This window comes from Kitasatospora sp. NPDC041917, from assembly GCF_055589745.1.
Window position 1 is genome coordinate 103,106 of the sequence record NZ_JBVJBI010000003.1, and the last position, 18,851, is coordinate 121,956.

18 protein-coding genes are annotated in these 18,851 nt (G+C 75.1%); 10 read left to right on the forward strand and 8 right to left on the reverse strand.

Translation table 11 applies throughout. From position 1 onward, the window contains the following. The first annotated feature begins 42 nt into the window (after window positions 1–42). Together ACZ6EM_RS04235 and ACZ6EM_RS04240 are read left to right on the forward strand one after the other, a co-directional pair. Window positions 43–597: a hypothetical protein gene (locus ACZ6EM_RS04235; RefSeq protein ID WP_465771625.1), complete on the forward strand. Its 555-nt coding sequence runs from the start codon at window positions 43–45 to the stop codon at window positions 595–597. Next, window positions 594–1,115 (forward strand): hypothetical protein, encoded by a 522-nt coding sequence (locus tag ACZ6EM_RS04240; protein WP_465771626.1) that lies wholly within the window; start codon window positions 594–596, stop codon window positions 1,113–1,115. Before ACZ6EM_RS04235 ends, ACZ6EM_RS04240 begins: the two co-directional genes overlap by 4 nt. Before the next feature lie 81 nt (window positions 1,116–1,196). On the opposite strand, the gene ACZ6EM_RS04245 is transcribed toward ACZ6EM_RS04240, so the two are convergent. Next, on the reverse strand, window positions 1,197–2,147 hold the full coding sequence (locus ACZ6EM_RS04245) for a DUF2510 domain-containing protein (RefSeq protein ID WP_465771627.1): 951 nt from the start codon (window positions 2,145–2,147) through the stop codon (window positions 1,197–1,199). A 73-nt stretch (window positions 2,148–2,220) separates the two neighbouring features. After that, window positions 2,221–3,033, reverse strand: a complete 813-nt coding sequence (locus ACZ6EM_RS04250) for an MFS transporter (RefSeq protein ID WP_465771628.1) — start codon at window positions 3,031–3,033, stop codon at window positions 2,221–2,223. Here ACZ6EM_RS04250 and ACZ6EM_RS04255 point away from each other — a divergent pair. The 6 genes from ACZ6EM_RS04255 (at window position 2,996) to ACZ6EM_RS04280 (ending at window position 9,033) form a co-directional block, all read left to right on the forward strand. Then, the gene (locus ACZ6EM_RS04255; protein ID WP_465771629.1) at window positions 2,996–3,763 is read left to right on the forward strand and encodes an HAD hydrolase family protein; all 768 of its coding nucleotides are present in this window, start codon (window positions 2,996–2,998) and stop codon (window positions 3,761–3,763) included. The two genes, ACZ6EM_RS04250 and ACZ6EM_RS04255, sit on opposite strands and share 38 nt — an antisense overlap. Window positions 3,764–4,121: 358 nt before the next feature. Then, window positions 4,122–4,403, forward strand: coding sequence for a hypothetical protein (locus tag ACZ6EM_RS04260; RefSeq protein WP_401051008.1), 282 nt, complete (start codon window positions 4,122–4,124; stop codon window positions 4,401–4,403). A gap of 67 nt (window positions 4,404–4,470) precedes the next feature. Further along, complete coding sequence (locus ACZ6EM_RS04265) at window positions 4,471–5,856, forward strand: cytochrome P450 (protein WP_465771630.1); 1,386 nt, start codon at window positions 4,471–4,473, stop codon at window positions 5,854–5,856. Between the two features lie 100 nt (window positions 5,857–5,956). Further along, a complete protein-coding gene (locus ACZ6EM_RS04270; RefSeq protein ID WP_401051012.1) occupies window positions 5,957–6,613 on the forward strand; it encodes a DUF1707 SHOCT-like domain-containing protein in 657 nt (218 codons plus the stop codon). An 80-nt stretch (window positions 6,614–6,693) separates the two neighbouring features. Next, entirely contained in the window at window positions 6,694–7,494 is an 801-nt protein-coding gene (locus tag ACZ6EM_RS04275; RefSeq protein WP_401051014.1) for a serine hydrolase, read from the forward strand. Window positions 7,495–7,782: 288 nt separating this feature from the next. Then, a complete protein-coding gene (locus ACZ6EM_RS04280; protein WP_465771631.1) occupies window positions 7,783–9,033 on the forward strand; it encodes a transferase in 1,251 nt (416 codons plus the stop codon). Between the two features lie 81 nt (window positions 9,034–9,114). Here the strand turns inward: ACZ6EM_RS04280 and ACZ6EM_RS04285 are convergent, their stop codons facing one another. The 6 genes from ACZ6EM_RS04285 to ACZ6EM_RS04310 all read right to left on the reverse strand — a co-directional run bounded on the left by ACZ6EM_RS04285 (window position 9,115) and on the right by ACZ6EM_RS04310 (window position 15,995). Then, window positions 9,115–10,248, reverse strand: a complete 1,134-nt coding sequence (locus tag ACZ6EM_RS04285; protein ID WP_465771632.1) for an FAD-dependent monooxygenase — start codon at window positions 10,246–10,248, stop codon at window positions 9,115–9,117. 139 nt (window positions 10,249–10,387) lie between these two features. Continuing rightward, the gene (locus ACZ6EM_RS04290; protein WP_401054648.1) at window positions 10,388–10,978 is read right to left on the reverse strand and encodes a GTP-binding protein; all 591 of its coding nucleotides are present in this window, start codon (window positions 10,976–10,978) and stop codon (window positions 10,388–10,390) included. 2 nt (window positions 10,979–10,980) lie between these two features. Continuing rightward, window positions 10,981–11,499, reverse strand: coding sequence for a DUF742 domain-containing protein (locus tag ACZ6EM_RS04295; protein ID WP_401054650.1), 519 nt, complete (start codon window positions 11,497–11,499; stop codon window positions 10,981–10,983). Window positions 11,500–11,504: 5 nt separating this feature from the next. Beyond that, the gene (locus tag ACZ6EM_RS04300) at window positions 11,505–11,960 is read right to left on the reverse strand and encodes a roadblock/LC7 domain-containing protein (protein ID WP_401054652.1); all 456 of its coding nucleotides are present in this window, start codon (window positions 11,958–11,960) and stop codon (window positions 11,505–11,507) included. After that, window positions 11,957–14,893 carry a nitrate- and nitrite sensing domain-containing protein gene (locus ACZ6EM_RS04305; protein ID WP_465771634.1) on the reverse strand — a complete coding sequence of 979 codons (2,937 nt, stop codon included), beginning with the start codon at window positions 14,891–14,893 and terminating at the stop codon, window positions 11,957–11,959. The genes ACZ6EM_RS04300 and ACZ6EM_RS04305 overlap by 4 nt, the downstream gene beginning before the upstream one ends. A 418-nt stretch (window positions 14,894–15,311) precedes the next feature. Next, window positions 15,312–15,995: a FadR/GntR family transcriptional regulator gene (locus tag ACZ6EM_RS04310; RefSeq protein WP_452178062.1), complete on the reverse strand. Its 684-nt coding sequence runs from the start codon at window positions 15,993–15,995 to the stop codon at window positions 15,312–15,314. Between the two features lie 186 nt (window positions 15,996–16,181). On the opposite strand from ACZ6EM_RS04310, the gene ACZ6EM_RS04315 reads away from it, so the two are divergent. Next, a complete protein-coding gene (locus ACZ6EM_RS04315) occupies window positions 16,182–17,903 on the forward strand; it encodes a 2-isopropylmalate synthase (protein ID WP_465771635.1) in 1,722 nt (573 codons plus the stop codon). 7 nt (window positions 17,904–17,910) lie between these two features. After that, window positions 17,911–18,432: a YbaK/EbsC family protein gene (locus ACZ6EM_RS04320; RefSeq protein ID WP_452178064.1), complete on the forward strand. Its 522-nt coding sequence runs from the start codon at window positions 17,911–17,913 to the stop codon at window positions 18,430–18,432. Window positions 18,433–18,851 lie beyond the last annotated feature (419 nt).

Consider the following 18,851-nt stretch of genomic DNA (forward strand, 5'->3'; position numbering starts at 1 on the left):
CCCTCGTCATGGGTAGGCTCGGATCGGAGGATAGGGGGCGGTGTGGGGAGCAGACGTTCGGTGCTCGGCGGCGCGGCCGTCCTGGTCTGGGCCGGGACGCTGGTCCTGTACGCCGCCACCGGGATCGGCTGGTGGGCGGCCGTTCCGGCGCTGGCCGCGGCGGTGCTGGCCGCGCTGGCGCTGCCGACGCCGCCACGACCGGGCGCACGGGCGGACGGGCCCGGGAGGCGCGTTCAGAGCCCGCTGCCGACCGGGCCCGCACCCATGGGCCTGGGGTTCCCCGTCCCCGCGGGCCTGCCGCCGGGTCTCTCGGAGGGCCTTTCGGAGGTTGGGCCGGTGGGCAGTGGGCCGGTCTACCGGTCCGACGTCTCCGGCAGCGTCCTCGCCTGGGCGGACGGCGACGCGGCGGTCACCGGGAGCGGCGCCGGGGCCGGGCACCGGCCCCTGCTGGAGTACGCCGACGACCCGCTGACCCCGGTGGCCGCCGAGACCGTCACCGAGGGCCTGGAACGCCTCTTCCTCCGGCTCGGCCCGCCGCCGGGCGCCGCCCGCAGCCCCGACCGCACCGCCCCCACGCCCCGAGGTGACGACCGGTGACCACCCCCGAGGAGAGCCGCACCCGCCGTCCGACGGCCCTGGAGATCGCCACCCAGTGGGCCCGACTTCCGCCCGAGCACCTGCGGGTGGCCCTGGAGCACCTCGAACTGGAACTCCGGCGCGAACACGCCCGGGAGAGTGCCCGGGAACGCCACCAGGCGTCGCTGGAACGCGAGCGGACGGCGTCGGCCTCGGTGCTCGAAGCGGCCCGGATGCGGGAGGAGCACGTGACCGAGCGCGCCCGGATCGCGGCTCAGGACCGCAAGGACCAGCGCGCCCACCAGCTCTACGCCGGCGGACTGGCGGCCGGATTCGTGCTCGCCGCCGGAATGCTCGCCGGCTCGGTGATCGTCGGCCTGGACGGCCGCCAGTGGCTGGCCGGCCTGCTCGCCGGGCCCAGCCTGATCGCCCTCCCGGTGGTCTTCGTCCTGCGCCGCAGCGACCGGCCCACCGCACGCCCGCTCCCGCTCCCGCCGCCCACCTTCCCGGAGCGGTTCCCGGACGACCGGTCGGCGTAGCCGCGCGGCCTCGTGCCCGGAGGCGGGGCGGCTACGGCCGGCCGCGAGGGCGACGGCGGTCGCGACACCGCCGGAACGACGTCAGGTGCCGCTGGTGGGGGTGTCGTCCTTCTTGACGCCCAGGAGGATCTGGTCCAGCACCGAGACGTCCGGGGCGGCCGGGTCGTCGTCCACGCCGCCGTCGAAGACCACGTAGCCCCCGCCCTTCGCGGGGAGGGCGGCCAGCAGGACGTAGCCCTGGGTGCCGTCGGCGTTGGTGATGTGCCAGCGGGTCGCGTAGCCGGCCACGCCGGCGACGGCGAGGCTGCCCGAGCCGTAGTCGGTCTGCGAGGTCATCCCGCTGAAGATCTGCTTGGCGACGGTCGGCATGGCGGCGTCGGCGGCGGCCTTCGCGCTGTCGCCCTGGATGGTGTTCTTCTCCACCGAGAACCGGCCGCGGATGCAGGCCTTGCCGTTCGCGCAGGTGTAGCGGCCACTGCCGAGGTAGACCGACCACTGCGGGGTGTCGGTCGTCGTCACCTCCCAGCCCTCGAACACCGGGAGGGTGATCGAGTGCTGCTGGTCCGCGACGGTGCTCCTGAGGACCGGGGCGGGCTTGGGCGTGGCCGGCTTCGGGGTGGGGCCGGGGCTCGTGGTCGGGCCGGCGCTGCGGCTGACGGAAACGGTGGGGTCGGTGGTCGGGTCCGCCGTCGGGTCGCCGCCGTGGCTGAGCGCGACTCCGGCGACGCTGCCGCCGACCGCCAGGACGCCGACCGCGACGGCGATGATCACGCCCGGCTTGGCCCGCCTGGGGGCGGGGAGCGGGGCCGCGGCCATCGGCGGGTAGCCGGGGCCGGGCTGGCCGTAGCCCGCAGCCGGGTACGCCTGCAGGCCCGGGTACGTCTGCGGGCCGGGGTGGCCCGGGTAGCCGTAGCCGCCCTGGACCGGCCGGACGTCGCTGGTCCAGGCGTTGCCGTCCCACCAGCGCTCGTGGCCGGGGGCGCCGTCCGGACCGGGGACCGGGTACCACCCGGGAGGCGTCTCGTTGCTCACGGCCGTACGGTACCCGCCGGTGTGCGGCCCGTGGCGGCAGGGGTGCCGTGCCCGCCGCCACCGCCGCGGGCGGTCAGCACGAGGGGCGCGGCCGTGGCCGCGGCGAGGCGGCCCAGGCGGCGGTGAAGCCGTGGGTGGTGTCGCGGAGCAGCCCGAGGGCGGGCGGGACCAGGACGACGGCCGGTTGGTTGACGGCCATGACCAGTCCGAGGGCGAAGCCGGTCCGGCCCGGTGGGGCCGACTTCGCCAGGTGGGCCACCCACGGGCCGTACCAGCCGATGCCGAAGAAGCCCAGCCAGGTGAACAGGAGGGCGGCCACCAGGGGGGAGTGGCCCGCCGGCGTCGTCAGGGCCGTCAACCCGGCCACCACCGCGCCCAGGCAGACCAGGACGGGCCGGTACCGCCCGGCACGGCTGCGGTCGCTCCAGGCCGCCAGCGCGATCCGGCCGGCCGCCCCCGCCACCTGGACCGCCACCAGGACGGCGGCGCTCGGACCGGGGCCGAGGGCCGTCACGTCGTGGAGGTACAGCGCGCCGAGCACGCCGATGCCGCTGTGCACCGAGACCAGGCTCAGGCCGGAGAACAGGATCCTCGTCATGGCCGGCTCGCGGAGCATCCGCAGCCGGGAGCGCCCCGCCGACCACCAGTGCCGCCCGCCACCCGTGCGCCACCGCCGCGCGGCGCGACCGGCGACCGGCCCGGCCCGCGCGTGACCGTCCCGCCCGGACGGCGGGGAACTGTCGGAGGGCTTCGGCCGGAGCGAGAAGCCGGGCCCGCCGACTTCCCGCTCCGGCCGTACCCGAAGGGCCGCGGGATCCTGCACCGCACCGCCTGGATACGATCGCACGATGATCACCACCAGCGCCCGCACCACGGTCTTCGACATCGACGGCACCCTCTGCTTCGACGGGCGGACGATCGACCGCCGGATCCTCGCCGCGCTGGCGGACTGCGAGCGGGCCGGGCACCAGCTGGTCTTCGCCTCCGCCCGGCCGGTCCGCGACCTCCTGCCCGTCCTCGACGGGGCCTTTCCCTCCGCCACGCTGATCGGCGGCAACGGCAGCCTGGTCTCCGTCGACGGCCGGGTGCGGGCGCGGGCCGCGTTCGAGGCCGGTGACCTCGACCGGCTGCTGACCGAGGTCGAGCGGTTCCGGGCGGGCTACCTCGCCGACGGCCCGTGGGACTACGCCTACACCGGACCGGCCGACCACCCGATCCGCGGCCGGGTCGACCAGGGCGGCCTCGCCCGCCGGGTGGAGCTCGCCGAACTCCCCGCCGTGGTCAAGTTCCTGGTGGTCGACGCGACCGACCCGGCGGCCCTCGCGGAGGCCGGCCGCGCGCTCGGGATGACCGTCAACCACCACCTCGACGAGGCGATCATCGACTTCGCCCCGGGCACCACGAACAAGTGGGAGGCGCTGACCTCGCTGGGGATCGACGCGTACAACGCTTTCGGCAACGACATCAACGACCTCGACCTGCTGCGCAACGCCCGGCACTCCGTCCGGGTCGGCGCCCACCCGGGCCTGGACGGCGTCGCCCGCGTCACCGTCGCCGCCGAAGCGGAGGCCGTCGCCGCCGAGATCTCCCGGCTGGCCGCGGCGCCCGGCCGGTAGCCGCCGGCCGCTACCACGACCGCTTCGCGGGGAGGACGGGCGGTGGCGGTTCGCGGAGCGGCGGGTGCGGATCACCCTGGTCGGCGAGGTGAGCCGCCACCTGCGGCGCTAGGCGTGCGCCGACCGGGACGAGAGGGACGGCCGGGACGAGGAGAAGCGGGGGCGGCGGTGCCGGAGCGGTTGGCGGGTGCGGCGCGGGCCGCGCTGGGCGGGCGGCCGTATCCCCGGTAGGAGCCCGTACGCCCGCGTCGGTTCGGGGGATTGCGGCGGGGGTTCCGGCGTGGACGGGGCGGTGGGGGAATCCATGCCCCGGAAGGGCGCCGCGACCGGTTGTGCGCCCTCGGAAGGGAGAACAGTCATGCGTCGTCGGATCGCCGCGGTCGGGATGCTGGCCGCCGCCGGAGTGCTCGCGTTCGCCGTGCCCGCACAGGCGGCGACGGGGGTGCTGGTGGTGAACGGTGTGGCGCACCAGAACCCGGCCCGGGGGTGCTACCCGACCCTGTCGCCCGTACTCGTCCAGAACCTCACGGACGCGAGGGTCGACGTGTACTCCGCGGCGAACTGTCAGGGGTCGCTGACGCGGGAGATCGCCGCCGGGATGTCCGCGGCGACGGTCGGGTTCAGCTACTTCGTCAACTGACGCCGGAGCAGGACCGGAGCGTGGGAAGTCGGCCCCGCCGACTTCCACGCCGTCACGAGGAGGTGCGATGGAGATCCCGGGGCCCGAACCGTGCGCCGACGGCGGGGTGGGCGCCATCGCGCGGGCGGGTGGCCTGCACGCCTACCAGCTGTGGCTGCACGCCGAGTACGGACCCGTCGCGCGGCTCCGGCTGCCCGGGGCCGGGACCGCCGTGTCGATCGCCGATCCGGTGCTGCTGGAGGCCGCGGTCCACCTCGACGAGCGGCCCCGGCGGCTGTTCTCCTTCCTGGACCCGCTGTTCGAGGCGGGCAACCTCCAGGTGCTCCCGGCCGACGAGCACGGGCCGTGGCGCCGGCTGCTGCTCACCGTCCTGGCCGGACGGCCCTCGCACGAACGGCACGTCGCCCGCTTCGCCGCCCTGGCGACCGGGCTCGCCGACCGCTGGGCCGCCCTGCCCGCCGGGCGGTCCGTCGAGCTCCAGCGGGAACTGGCCGGGCTCTCCCTCCGGATGGTCTGCGGCTACGCCCTGGGCGGCGAGGTCGAGGACCCGGACGGCGTGGTCGAGGCCTTCGAGGTGGTGCTCGCCGACCAGTTGGAGCGCCTCTACCGGGATCCGGCCGAGCAGGTCCCGGAGCAGCACGTCGAACGGACCGCGCGGGCCCTCGCCCGGCTGCGGGCGACGGTCGACCGGGTGATCGCCGCGCACCGCCCGGACGGCCCGAGCGCCGGCGGCCCCGGCACCGGTGACCGCGGCGCAGGCGGCTCCAACACCGGCGACCGCGGCGACCTGATCGGCGCCCTCGTCGAGGCCGGCGAGAGCCCCGCGAGGATCCGCGACACCGTCCTCGCCGTGATGCTGGCCGCCCATCACACCACGGGCGTGGCCGTCTCCTGGACGCTGCACCTGCTCGCCGCCCACCCGGAGGCGGCCGCGCGCGTCACCGAGGAGCTCGACCGCGTCCTCGGCGACCGCCCGGCGCCCGACCACGCCGACCTGCACCGGCTGCCGTACCTGGGGATGGTCCTGCGCGAGTCGCTGCGCCGCTACCCGCCCGGCCCGTACGGCGCCCGGTGGACCGCCGGTCCGCTGGCCGTCGGCGGGTACACCGTCCCCGCCGGGGCGGTGGTCCTCCTCCCGATCCTGGCCGTCCACCTGAACCCCGCGTACTGGCCCGAGCCGGAGCGGTTCCGGCCCGAGCGGTTCACCCCCGAGGAGTCGGCGGGGCGCCCCCGGCTGGCCTGGATCCCGTTCGGCCTGGGCCCGCGCGCCTGCGAGGGGGCGTGCCTGGCCATGACGGAGGCCCTGGTGCTGCTGGCCGTCCTGCTCAAGCGGCTCGGCTTCCGGCCCGAGCCGGGCCACCGGGTGGTCCCGGTCGAACGGTTCGTGCTGTGGGCCGCCGACGACATCCGCATGCTGGTGAGCCCGCGCGCCGCGGACGGCCCGTCCCGCTGAGCGGGTCTGGCGGGAACCCCTATCGCGATATATCGTGAGTTCCCGTCCGTGTCGCCGACCCCGACGCGTGACGACCATCGTCGAGTTCAGGACGGGAAGTATGCCGGGAGAGATCGTGCCCGCCGGGACGCACTCCGGCCGAGGCCCGCAGCAGTTCGGGATGCGGGCCTCCCACGCCGACCGGGACCGGGTGGCCGAGCTGCTGCGGGTCGCGGCGGGCGACGGCCGGCTGACCCCGGGCGAGCTGGACGAGCGCCTGGAGGCCGCCCTGTCGGCGCGGACGCTCGGCGAACTGGCCGGGCTGACGGCCGACCTGCCGCCGGTGTCGATCTCCGCCGACGGGGTGGTGACGGAGGTCAAGGACGTCCTGCGGATCGACCAGCGGTGGAGCGCGGTCAGGCGGGAGGGGCGCTGGGTGGTGCCGCGACGGTTGGAGCTCTTCGTGGAGTGGTGCGACGTGACGCTCGACTTCACCCGGGCGGTGATCACCCAGGACACCCTGCGGATCGACCTGGACATGGAGGGCAAGACCCTGACGCTGATCACCGGGCCCGGCGTCGTGGTCGATTCCGATGCCCTGGCACTGGAGTTCAGCAGGGTCAGGAACGACCGGGCGCCGGACTCCGGCGGGCCCGTCGCCCTGCGCGTGGAGCTGGTCGGCAGGAAGCGCCACGGCCGGATCGTCGTGCGGCAGCCGCGGCGGACGGCCGGCCAGTGGCTGCTGCGCAAGCCCGTGGCGCCGCCTCCCGGCGGCTGACGGGCCGCCGCGGCGGCCGCGGGTTCGTGTCGTGCGCCGCAACCGTCGAGGTCCGACCTGTTCTGCCCTACCCTTCCTCCATGCTCTCTGTGGTGGTGGCCCCCTGGATGGGCGACTCGAAGCCGGTGTTCCTCCACAACCCGGACGAACTGCACGACGCCGCGAGCACGATGAAGGTCGCCGTGCTCGCCGCGCTCTGCCGCGGCGGCGTCGGTCTCGACGCCGAAGTCCCCGTGGTGAACCGCTTCGAGTCCGTCGTGGGCGGGGAGTTCGGCAACGACCCGGACCGGGACAGCGATCCGCTGCCCTGGGAGCTGCTCGGCACCCACGTCCCGCTCCGGCTGCTCGCCGAGCGGATGATCACCCACTCCTCCAACCTCGCCACCAACATCTGCCTGGCCCGCACCACCCAGCAGGCCGTCGCCGACGTGTGGCGCCGCGCCGGAGCCACGCACAGCGCCACCCCGCGCGGGATCGAGGACTACGCGGCGCGCGCCCGGGGCGTGCACAACCGGGTGAGCGCCCGCGACCTGGTCCGGCTGCTGCGCTCGCTCGCCGACGAGCCCGAACTCCTCGGCCTCCTCGAATGCAACGAGTTCCGGGTGGACCTGGCCGCCGGCCTCCCCTCCAACACCCGGATCGCCTTCAAGAACGGCTGGATCCCCGGTACCCGGCTCGGCGTGGGCCTCGTCCAGGCGGCCGACTGCCCGCCCTACCTGATCGCCGTCTGCTACACCGGCCCGCTCGCCGACGGCACGGACCGCACCGACCCGGCGGCCCGCCTGCTCGCCCGCATCTCCAAGGCGGTGTGGGACCGCCGGGACCAGATCAGCCGGCCGGTGCCCTCGGCCCGTTCGGCGCCGCTCCGTTCGGCGGGTTGATCCGCACGAACCCCTCGTGGCCGACGGGTTCGAAGCGGCGTGCGGCATGCGGCGTGCGCCGTCCAGCCGGCCGCCCGTCGGCAGGTCGGCCGTCCGTCGGCCGGCGCGGCGACCCGGCCGAACAGGAGTGCCCGGCGCCCACCGGGGCGGAGGCGCCCGGCGCGTGACGCTGCGGAGGATCCGCTGATGGACGGCCCGGACGCGCTCCGGGCCGTCCCGCTCGGGGCGTGCGCCGGGGAACCGGCTCCGATCGCACACGCATGACGGCCCGTCCGTTGCGGTATCGGATTGAAGGGTCCTGCTCAACGGCTGCGCGAGGGTTCGGGGGTGGTCGGCGTGTCGTCCCGGCTACGGATGTTCGCCCGGTGGATCACGGCGGTCGCGCTCGCGGCGGCGTACGCGGCCCTGCACCTGCTGGTCAACGTGGGCGTGGGCCAGCAGGTGCGCGCGAGCAGGGCGGGGGCGCTGTGGTGCGGGGCGGTCGCCCTGGCGCTGCTCGGGCCGGCCCTGTGGCTGCGGCACCGCCGACGGTCGGGGGTCGCCGAGATCGTCGCGCTCGTCGACCGCTACGGCACCCGGCGGCCGCGATGCCGGCGGGCCGTCCTGGCCGCCAACACCGCCGGGTGCGTGCTGGCCGGGGGCGGCGCGCTCGCCGTCGCCGTGTCGGAGCGCAGCGCCGCGCTCCCGCCGGAGGCGTCGCTCCTGCTGCTGGCGGGCGGCGTCGCGGCCGCGGGGGCCGGCCTCCTGGTCCTGCGCCGCACCCGTCCGTACGCGGCTCGCGGGGCGGCCCAGGCCCTGCTCCGGGACGGTCGCAGACCCGTGCTCTACCTGCGCAGCTTCGACGACGACGAGGCGGCCGCCCGGGTGGACGACAGGGCGAGGAGCGACCTCCGCGCGCGGGAGGTGCAGTTCGCCGCCGCGCTGGGCGCCGTCGGTCCCGTGATCGCGGTGGGGCGGCCGGGGGAGACCCTTCCGCTCCTGGGCGCGGCCCGGTTCTACCTGCCGCTCGACGACTGGCAGGGCACCGTGCGGCGGTTGATGGACCTGTCCCAGCTGATCGTGCTGCGGCTGGGGCCGGGGGAAGGCCTGCGGTGGGAGATCGGGGAGGCCCGGGCCACCCAGCCGCCGGCGAAGCTGATCCTGCTGGCCCCGCGCGGCTTTCCGGAGCTGGCCGGCCAGGTGAACGCGAGCCTCCCCACCCCGCTGCTGCCCAGGGAGATGGTCGTTGGCGGGCACTGGGTCGGAGCCGTCATCGCCTTCGACGCCCACTGGACCCCCCGGGTGTTCCCGGTGAAGGAGCGCACGGGGCGGACGGTGTGGACGGCCCGGCCGGGCGGCTCTTCCCTGCGGACGCCCACCGTGCACCTGGTCCGCACCATCCACACGGCGCTGGCCGCGACCGGGAGGCGGCAGCGGGCGATGGCCTGGAGGGCGCAACTCGCCACCAGGAAGGCCGACCTGGTGATGGCGGGGCTGGCCCTCGGGCTGGTCCTGCCGGGGTGGCTCGGGTACCGGATCCTGCAGTTGGCCGGTCGCTGAACCGCCCCGCCGCCCCGCCGGCCGGCCCAGCGGCGCGCCGGAACGCGCCGCTGGGCCCATAGCCGGGCGAGGTCGCAGACCTCAGTACGGCTGGACCAGGACGTGCGCCGCGCCCGGGATGCCGACCTTGAGGAGCTCGTCCTCCTCCGGCGTGGTCGGCGTGCCCGTCTCCTGCTTGAGGACGGCCCGCGACAGGGCCTGGACCCACATGGCGCGGGGGCGGCGGCGCTCCTCCCAGGCGGCGAGGGCGGCCGGCACGGTGTCGGCCGCGTCCAGGCTCAGGGCGAGCACGAGCGCGTCCTCGACGGCCATCGCGGCGCCCTGGGCGAGGTGCGGGGTGGAGGCGTGGGCGGCGTCGCCGGCCAGGACGATCCGGCCGACGTGCCAGGGCTCCTCGACGGTGACCTGGGAGATCCGCGAGTGGACCACGGCGGCCGGGTCGGTGATCAGCGCCAGCGCCTCGGCGATCGGCCCGCCGAAGCCGGCCAGCCGCTCGCGCAGCTGCTCGTGGGCGCGCTCCGGGTCCGGACGGAAGTCCTCGGACTCGGCGAAGACCGAGCCCAGGTACATCTGTTCCGCGCTGATCGGGGTGAGCAGGGCCTTGGCGCTGAGGTTGCCGGAGGACATCACCACGCCCTGCACCTCGGGCGAACGCGGCAGTGTGACACGCCAGTTGGCGAAGCCGGTGTACTCGGGGGCGTACGTCTCGCCGTACAGGTGGCGGCGCAGCGGCGAGCCGATGCCGTCGAAGCCGACGACCAGGTCGTAGCGGCCGACGTGCCCGTCGGTGAGGGCGACCTCGACGCCGTGGGCGTCCTCGTGCAGGGTGCCGATGGTGGTGCCGAAGCGGACCGTGACGCCCGCCCCGGCGGCGGCGTCGGCCAGGACGCGGGCCAGCGCGGGGCGCGGGATGCCGTTGTTGGAGGGCACGTCGCCCATCCGGGGCTGCGGGATCTTCGCGAGGGTGGCGCCGGCCGGGTCGCAGATGGTCAGCACCTCCCACGGGAAGCCGACGGACAGGCAGTCCTCCAGGACGCCGATCTCGCGCATCACGTGCAGGGCGTTGGACGGCTGGATGATGCCGACGCCGAGGGCCTCCAGCTGCTCGCGCAGCTCGGCGACGTCGACCCGGTGGCCGCGCTGGGCGAGGGCGGTGGCGAGGGTGAGGCCGCCGATGCCGCCACCGTTGACGAGGACGTGCAGGGGTCTGGTCATGAGGGTCGCTCCGAAGGGAAGTTCGCAGGAGGTGTGGGGGCTCGGCCGGAGCCGGCCGGTGCCGGTCGGCTGCGGGGATGCGGCCGACGCCGGTCGGCCGCATGAGGGTTCGGCCGAGTACGGCTCGGCCGGGACCGGTTCAGCCGGCGCGCGTGGCGGCGAGGTCCATCAGGTGGTCGACCAGGGCGAGCAGCAGGTCCCGGCCGAAGGCGCGCTCGCGCACGTCCCCGAGCAGCATCGGCACCTGCGGGTCGAGGTCGAGCGCGGCCCGGATCTCGTCGGGGGTGCGGGTGTTGGTGTTGTGGAAGCAGTTGATCGCGACCACGAACGGGATGCCCCGGCTCTCGAAGAAGTCGATGGAGGCGAAGCTGGTCTCCAGCCGGCGGGTGTCGGCGATGACGATCCCGCCGAGGGCGCCGTTGACCAGGTCGTTCCACATGAACCAGAAGCGTTCCTGGCCGGGCGTGCCGAACAGGTAGACGACCAGTTCGGGGCTGACCGTGATCCGCCCGAAGTCGAGCGCGACGGTGGTGGTGGTCTTCTGGTCGACGCCGGCCAGGTCGTCGATGCCGACGCTGGCCCGGGTCAGGTACTCCTCGGTGCGCAGCGGGGTGACCTCGCTGACCGAGCCGACCAGGGTGGTCTTGCCCACGCCGAAGCCGCCCGCGATCAGGATCTTGACGGCGGCCGGGGCGGTGGGGGCGTCGATGGCGGAGTGGGGTGTGGCCATGTTCAGAGTCTCCGGAGTCCTTCGCGTACGGCCGTGAGCAGGCCGAGGTCCACGCCCCCGGCGGCCCGGGCCACCGAGAGCGGTGCCCGGGCCTTCAGCAGGCCCTGGGAGACCAGGTCGCCCAGCAGGATCTTGGTGACCGAGACCGGGAGGTCCAGGCCCGCCGACACCTCGGCGACGGCGATGGGGCGCCGGCAGCGTTCGAGGATCAGCCGGTGTTCGGGCTGCAGGCCGCGAGCACCGGCGCGGCTGCCCCGCGCCAGGGCCGCGTCGGCCTCCGCCTCGACCGTGGTGAGCACGGTGATGAGGGTGAGGTCGTCGCGCTCGGGCGCGGTCCGGCCGCGGGTGATCGTGTACGGGCGCACCATGCTGCCCGTCCCGTCCTCCGCGTCGTCCTCCTCCAGCTCGCTCCAGTGCGGCACCGCGCCGCGCCGCCGGCCGTCGTCCCCGCCGGACTGCGGGCCGGCCTGCCGGCCGTCGTCGAGGCCGTCCCCCCAGGCGTCGTTCCCGTACGGTTCCATCCGGGTCAGCCCCGGTTCCGGGAGGCGAAGGCGTCGAAGGACGCCGGGGCGGCGGGGGCGCCCTCGCCGCGGACCGGGGTGGTGAGCTTCTGGCCGACCTGCTGCACCAGGGTGTGCATCGCGACGGACATCACCTCGGCGTCCACCTCCTGCGAGGCGACCACGGCCAGGTGGGTGCCCTGGGCGGCGGCGATGACGAACAGCCAGCACTCGGCGAGCTCGACGATCACCTGGTGCACCGGGCCGCCGTCGAACAGCGCCCCGACCCCGCGGGCCAGGCTCTGCTGGCCGGTGGCGACGGCGGCCAGCCGCTCGGCGTCGGCCCGCTCGATGGTGCCGGAGTGGCTGACCACGAGACCGTCGTCGGAGAGCAGGACGGCGTTCCTGGTCCCGGGCACCGAGTCGACGAGTCCGTCCAGCAGCCAGTCCAGGTCCTGGTGGGTGGCGATCGTGCGGTTCATGACTGGTCATCCGTTCGTGTGGTTCGGGTGTCCGCGGCCGGAAGGGCCCAGGGGGACGGGGCGGGCGCGGGAGCCGGGTGGCCGGCGGGTGCGGGTGCGGGTGCGGGTGCGGGGGAGGGGGCCGGCGGGGCGGTGGGCAACGGGTGCTCGCCACTGTCCTGGGCCCGGGCGGCGCGGGACTGGCGCTGGAAGGCGCCGATCGCCGCACCCGAGCGCCGCACCGGGCAGTCGGTGCGCTCGACCGGGCCCGCGGGCGGGGCGGCGGTCCCGGCGGCGGGCCGCTCGACCCACGGCGACCGCTCCGGCGGGGGCACCCGCAGCTCGGCCGCCAGGCTGGCCTGCCGGACGCGCTGCGGCAGCGGGGCCTGGTCGCCCTCGGCCGGGCTGAACGGCACCGAGGTCCGGTACTCGCGGCGCTGCCGGCGCTCGGCCAGCCGGTAGTGGTCGGCCGGGCGGTACTGCTCGTCGGCGTACGGGGCCTCGGCCTCGGTGACCCTGGCGTAGGCGATGTCCGGGTAGGCCGGGACGTCCAGGGCGGGTGCCGGATCGGCCGGGGAGCTGTGCTCGATCGGCTGCTCCGGCCGGACCGACGGCCCGGAGGAGTGGGACGGCTCGGAGCCGAAGGCCTGCCTGGACTCGAAGGGCTGCCCGGACCCGTACGGCTGGTAGGGCTGCTCCTGCGGGAAGGGCTGTTCGGGCTGGTAGGGCTGCCCGTGCGGGAACGGCTGCCCGTGCGGGAACGGCTGTCCCTGCGGGAACGGCGCCTCCGGCAGCGGGATCTCGTGAACGGTGGCTTCCGGCTCGGCCTCGGCGGTCGTCCCGGCGGTCGTCTCCGCGCCCGTATCGACACTCGCCCCGGTGTCCGCCCCGACGCCCGTCGAGGAGAGCGGCAGCGGCAGCGGCACCGGAGCGGCCTGCGGGACGAAGCCGCCCTGGCCGAAGGAGTCCTGGCCGAAGGAGTCCACCGGCGCGACCGGCGGACCGGCCGGCACCGGGGCGGGCGTCTCGTCGGAGGCCGAGCGCACGGCCCGGCGCGAGCGGCGCACCAGCGGGATGGGCTCGGTGGCCGTGCCGCCGGCGCCGTCCGGCAGCCCGGTGTCGCCCTCGATGACCAGCTCGTCCGGGACGAGCACGACCGCCCGGGTGCCGCCGAAGGCGGACGGGCGGAACTCGATCCTCAGCCCGTGCAGGGCGGCCAGCCGGGAGACCACGTGGAAGCCGAGGCGGATGTCGTCGGCCCGGGCCAGCACGTCGGTGCGCGGCGGGCGGCTCATCAGCTCGTTGGCGGCGTCGTACTGCTCCGGGTCCATGCCCAGGCCCCGGTCCTCGATCTCGATCGCGAGCCCACGGCCGACCACGGCGGCGCGCACCTCGACCGGCGTGGGCGGCTTGGAGAAGGTGGTGGCGTTCTCCATCAGCTCGGCGAGCACGTGCGCCACCGGGCCGACGGCCCGTTCGGACAGCCACGGGTCGCCCTCGATGTCGATCGAGATCCGGCGGTAGTCCTGCACCTCGCCCTGCGCGGCGCGCAGCACGTCCAGCAGCGGGACGGGCTTGCGCCAGCGCCGCTGCGGCTGGCCGCCGGCCATGATGACGAGGTTCTCCTCGTACCGGCGCAGGCGGGCGGTGAGGTGGTCGAGGTCGAAGAGGCCCTCCAGGACCTCCGGGTCGTCGTGCTTGCGCTCCAGTTCGTCCAGCTTGCGCAGCTGGCGGCCGATCAGCAGCTGGGTGCGGCGGGCGATGCGCTGGAGCAGCCGCTCGAAGCCGCGGTGCTGCTCGGCCTGGCCGACGGCGGACTCCAGGGCGGCGGAGCGGGCCAGGTTGAGCGCCTGGCCGAGCCGGGCCAGCTCGTCGGTGCCGTTGCCGTGCGGGCCGGCCGTGATGGTGCGGGTCTCGGCCTCGACGTCCACCTGCTCGCCGCGGCCGAGGCGCTCGACCACCTCGGGCAGGGTGCGCCGCATCTCCTCGGCCTGGGTGTGCAGGTCCTTGATGCGGCGGCGCAGCGAGCGGCTCAGGCGCCAGGAGGCGATGACGACCGCGACGACCGTGATCAGGCCGATGACGGTGGTCAGCACGACCCGGGTGAGCATGCCGATGATGGCGCTCTTGGCGACCTCGATGATGCCGTTGGTGCGGTCCTCGATGGCCTTGACCAGTGGCGGGTTGAGCCCGTCGAGGGCCTGGCGCCACTGGTCCTGGGTGGCCGGGAGCCTGACGGTGCCGGCGGCGTCGGCGGCGGTGGGCTTGAGCAGGGCCTGCTCGACGGCGGCCTTGGCCTGCCAGGACGGGCTGTTGACCAGGTCGCGCCAGGCCGGTGCTTCGGCGTCCGGGATGTACGGCAGGACCTGGACGTTGAGCAGGTGGTCCTGCGCGCCGATCAGCTGCTGGACCTGCTGGTAGTCGGTGGCGGACAGCCGCCCGGTGGGCCAGCCGCGGGCCAGGACGGCGTCCTCGCGGGAGATCATCTCCTTGGCCCAGAAGGAGTTGACCAGGGTCTTGGAGAGCCAGGTGACCTCGCCGGTGTCGACCCGGCTGAGCGTGGTGAACAGCCGCAGGTCGACGCTGATCAGGTCGGTGTAGTAGGCGAAGACGCTCTGCTGGTCGGTGGTGGCGCGGTCGACGGCGGCACGCTGTTCGGCCAGCTTGCCCATGGCCTGGCGGGCCTCGGCGACGGCGGAGCGGACCTCGGCGGGGGCGTTGTCGGCGGTCGCCCCGGAGAGGGTCTGGAACTGCCGCACCGCGTCGTCGGTCAGCTGGCGCTGGCGGCGCAGCTGGTCGGCGTTGGAGCCGGGCCGGGCGAGCGCCTCGGCGCTGAGCCGGCGCTCCTCCTGGAGGTTGTAGTAGACGATGTTGGACGGTTGGCCGGCCTTCTGCGCGACGGTGGCCTGGTCGGCCAGTCGCTGGAAGTCGGCGATGGTCTCACCGCTGGTCACGGCCCAGAGGGCGGCCAGGGCGATGCTGGGGACGACGGCCAGGACGAGCAGCGCCGTCCGCAGGGACAGGCGTGGACGCCTGCGGGGGCCCTTCGGCGTCGGGGGCCGCCGATTCGCACGCGCGCGCAGAGCTGACTCCTTGGGACTGGCGGCCGGCCGGTGAGGGGCGGGCCGTCCGGGCACGGTTTTTTGACGAAGCGATACTAGTCATACCGTGTGATTGGAGTGAAAAACCGTTCGCTGCCTGGGCCGTGCTTGCACACGCGGTGAACACAGGGTCACTCGCCCGTTGACGGTGCGTATGCGGAGGGGGTGGTTCCGGGCCTGCTCGACACAGTGTCGGCGCGGCGCCCGGCCGGCGGGTGGCCGGGGTGTGAAAACTGTGTGACGCCCCGTCGTGCGGCCCCCGGGTGCCCCGTCAGGGCGCCAGCAGGCGGGAGCGGGTGGCCTCCAGCTCCGCCGCCAGCACCCGCCCGGCCGCCTCCGGATCGCCGTCGTGCAGGGCCCGGACGAGGTCCGCGTGGGCGTCGTAGCCGTGGTCCGGATCCTCCGCGCGCAGGCCGAACAGGCCGACCAGGGCGACCAGCTGCTCACGCAGGACCGGGGCGAACTGGGCGAACAGGTCGTCCAGGACGGGATTGTGCGCGGCGGCCACCACGGCCGTGTGCAGCGCGATGTCGGCGTCCACGAAGGCGGCGTCGTCCGCCCCGCCCGCCGCCCGGCGGGCCGCCAGCGCGGCGTCGAGCGCGGCGAGGTCCGCCCCGGTGCGGCGGTCGGCCGCCAGTCGGGCCGCCTGCACCTCGACCACCGTCCGCACCTCGTAGACGTGCGCCAGCTCCGCGCGGCGCAGTCGGGAGGCCCAGTCCCCGGTGGGCCGGTCGGCGGTGACGTACACCCCGGAGCCCTGGCGGCTGCGCACCATCCCCGCCGCCGCGAGGGTGCGCAGGGCCTCCCGGACGGTCGAGCGGCCGACGCCCAGCTCCTCGGCGAGCGCCACCTCGCCCGGCAGCTTCCCGCCCACCGGCCACTGCCCGGCCCGGATCTGCTCCTCCAGCCGGGCGGCGGCCTGTTCGGCGAGGGGGGAGGGGCGGAGCGCGGCCATCGGGTTCACCTGTCAGGTTGTCTGAGGACTTCGGTCGTGGTTACTCTACCCGCCATGCAGCCGTGGACGCTCCCCCCGGGGGGCCTTCTTCTTGGTGGCCGCAGCGGGGCGTGACCGGACCGGCACCCCGCTGCGGCGCGCCGTCCTGCCGGTCTCCGGTGTCCGCCCCGAGCGAGGAACCCCGTCATGCGACCGCCCGTACGCTTCCCCACCCTGCACGCCCCCGCCGGGCCCGTCCCGGCCGCCGCCCCCGCCTGGAACCCCCAGCGCGGCGGCACCATGCCCTCCCACCGCTACCGCCCCGCCCACGAGCGGGTGCACGTGCCCGCCCTGCTGCGCCGCTGGCCCGGCCGTCGCATCGAGCGGGCCCCGCTCTGGGTGCCCGTCGACCTGCGCGACGGCAACCAGGCACTGGCCGAGCCGATGGACCCGGCGCGCAAGCAGCGGATGTTCGACCTGTTCCTGGCCATGGGCTTCAAGGAGATCGAGGTCGGCTACCCGTCCGCCAGCCGCACCGACTTCGACTTCGTCCGCCAACTGGCCACCACCCCCGGAGCCGTGCCCGAGGACGTCACCGTCGTGGTCTTCACGGCGGCCCGGGCCGACCTGATCGAGCGCACCTTCGAAGCCGTCGCGGGCCTGCCCCGGGTGGTCGTCCACCTCTACACCGCCACCGCGCCGCAGTGGCGGGAGGTCGTCCTCGGCAAGGAGCGCGCCGGGCTCCGGGCGCTGATCACCTCGGCCGCGACGCTGATGGCCAGGCTGGGGGAGGGCCGGGACGGCCTGCGGTTCCAGTTCTCGCCCGAAGTGTTCAACCTGACCGAGCCGGACTACGCGCTGGAGGTGTGCAACGGGCTCACCCGGCTCTGGGACGCCTCGCCCGAGCGGCCGGTGATCCACAACCTGCCGGCCACCGTCGAGATCGCCACCCCCAACGTGTACGCCGACCAGATCGAGTACATGGACCGCCACCTGGAACGGCGCGAGGCGGTGATCCTCTCCGTCCACCCGCACAACGACCGCGGCACCGGCGTCGCCTGCGCGGAACTCGCCGTCCTCGCGGGCGCCCAGCGGGTCGAGGGCTGCCTGTTCGGCAACGGCGAGCGGACCGGCAACGTCGATCTCGTCACCCTGGCGCTCAACCTGCACACCCAGGGTGTCGACCCGATGCTGGACCTCTCCGACATCGACGCGATCCGGCGCACCGTCGAGCACTGCAACCGGCTGCCCGTCCACGAGCGGCACCCCTACGCGGGCGACCTGGTGCACACCGCCTTCTCCGGCACCCACCAGGACGCCATCCGCAAGGGCTTCGCCCGGCACGCCGAGACCGCCGCCGCACTGGGCGTCCCGCGGCGGGAGGCGCCCTGGTCGGTGCCGTACCTGCCGATCGACCCGGCCGACCTGGGGCGGGACTACGAGGCGGTGATCCGGGTCAACAGCCAGTCGGGCAAGGGCGGGATCGCCCACCTGCTGCAGGCCGCGGAAGGGCTGGAACTGCCTCGGCGGCTGCAGATCGACTTCGCCCGGGTGGTGCAGGCGGCCACCGACGACAGCGGACGGGAGATGACGGCGGAGGAGCTGTACGGGCTGTTCCGGGCCGAGTACCTGGACGCGGGGGCCGGCCGGCGGTGGCGGGTCGGGGACGACTGGGCCGAGGTCGACGGCCGTCGGGGCACCGGCGCCGGGCCGCTGGACGCGGTGGCCGACGCCGTGGGGGCGGAGATCCTCTCCTTCGGCGAGCACGCGGTGGGCTCCGGGCGGGACGCCGTCGCCTACGTGGAGGCGCGGGTCGGCGGGCCCGGCGGCGGGGTCGTGTGGGGTGTCGGGCGGGACGCCTCGGTGCTCACCGCGGGCGTACGGGCGGTGCTGAGCGCCGCCTCGCGCCGCTCGGCGCGGAAGGCATGATGGGCCGATGACCTCCTCACTCCCCACACGCAGTCAGGCCGTCGCCGAGGCACTGGCGGTGGCCGGCGTCCCCGGCGAGATCCGCGTCCTGCCCGACTCCGCCCGCACCGCCGCCGAGGCCGCCGCCGCGCTGGGCTGCGAGGTCGGCGCCATCGCGAACAGCCTGGTGTTCCTTTGTGACGGCGCGCCACTGCTGGTGATGACCAGCGGCGCCCACCGGGTCGACACCGCCTACCTGGCACGGCAGTTGGGCTCCGGCCCGATCGAACGAGCCACCGCCGCCCAGGTCCGCGAGGCCACCGGCCAGGCCATCGGCGGCGTCGCCCCGACCGGCCACCCGGCGCCGCTGCGCACCGTGGTCGACACGGCGCTCGACGCGTACGAGGTGCTCTGGGCCGCCGCCGGACACCCGCACACCGTCGTCCCGATGACGTACCGGGAGTTGCTGAACGTGACGGGCGGGACACCGGTCACAGTGGTCGTCGAACAGGCGCAGGATCCGGCAACCGCACAATCCGACCGGCTCTGAAGCTGCGCATACGCCCGGTGGGCGGATACTGGAGGAGTGGGGCGAATCGATCCGGGCGTCGCCGACAGGCCGCCGGAAGGGTTCGACCACCGGTAACGGCCTCCAGTTCCCCGCAATTCGCGCCGTCGGTGCGGGTCGTGGGTGCGCGGAGGGCCGACACGACGAGAGAGAGAAGCCGTGATGAGTTACTTCGGTCGTGGAGGAGACAGAGACCGTGGTTACGGTCGTGACTTTGGAGACCGGGGTCGAGGTCGGGGCCTGGGCCTGGGTCTGGGACTGGGCCGTGGTTACGGTCGTGACTTCGACCGCCGTGGACGCCGTCGTTTCGGTTGCTGGTGACGGTGCTTACGGCTAGGACCGCGCACAGCAGTTCCGACTAGCGTCACCCCGAGGGGCCGACGGTGTCACCGTCGGCCCCT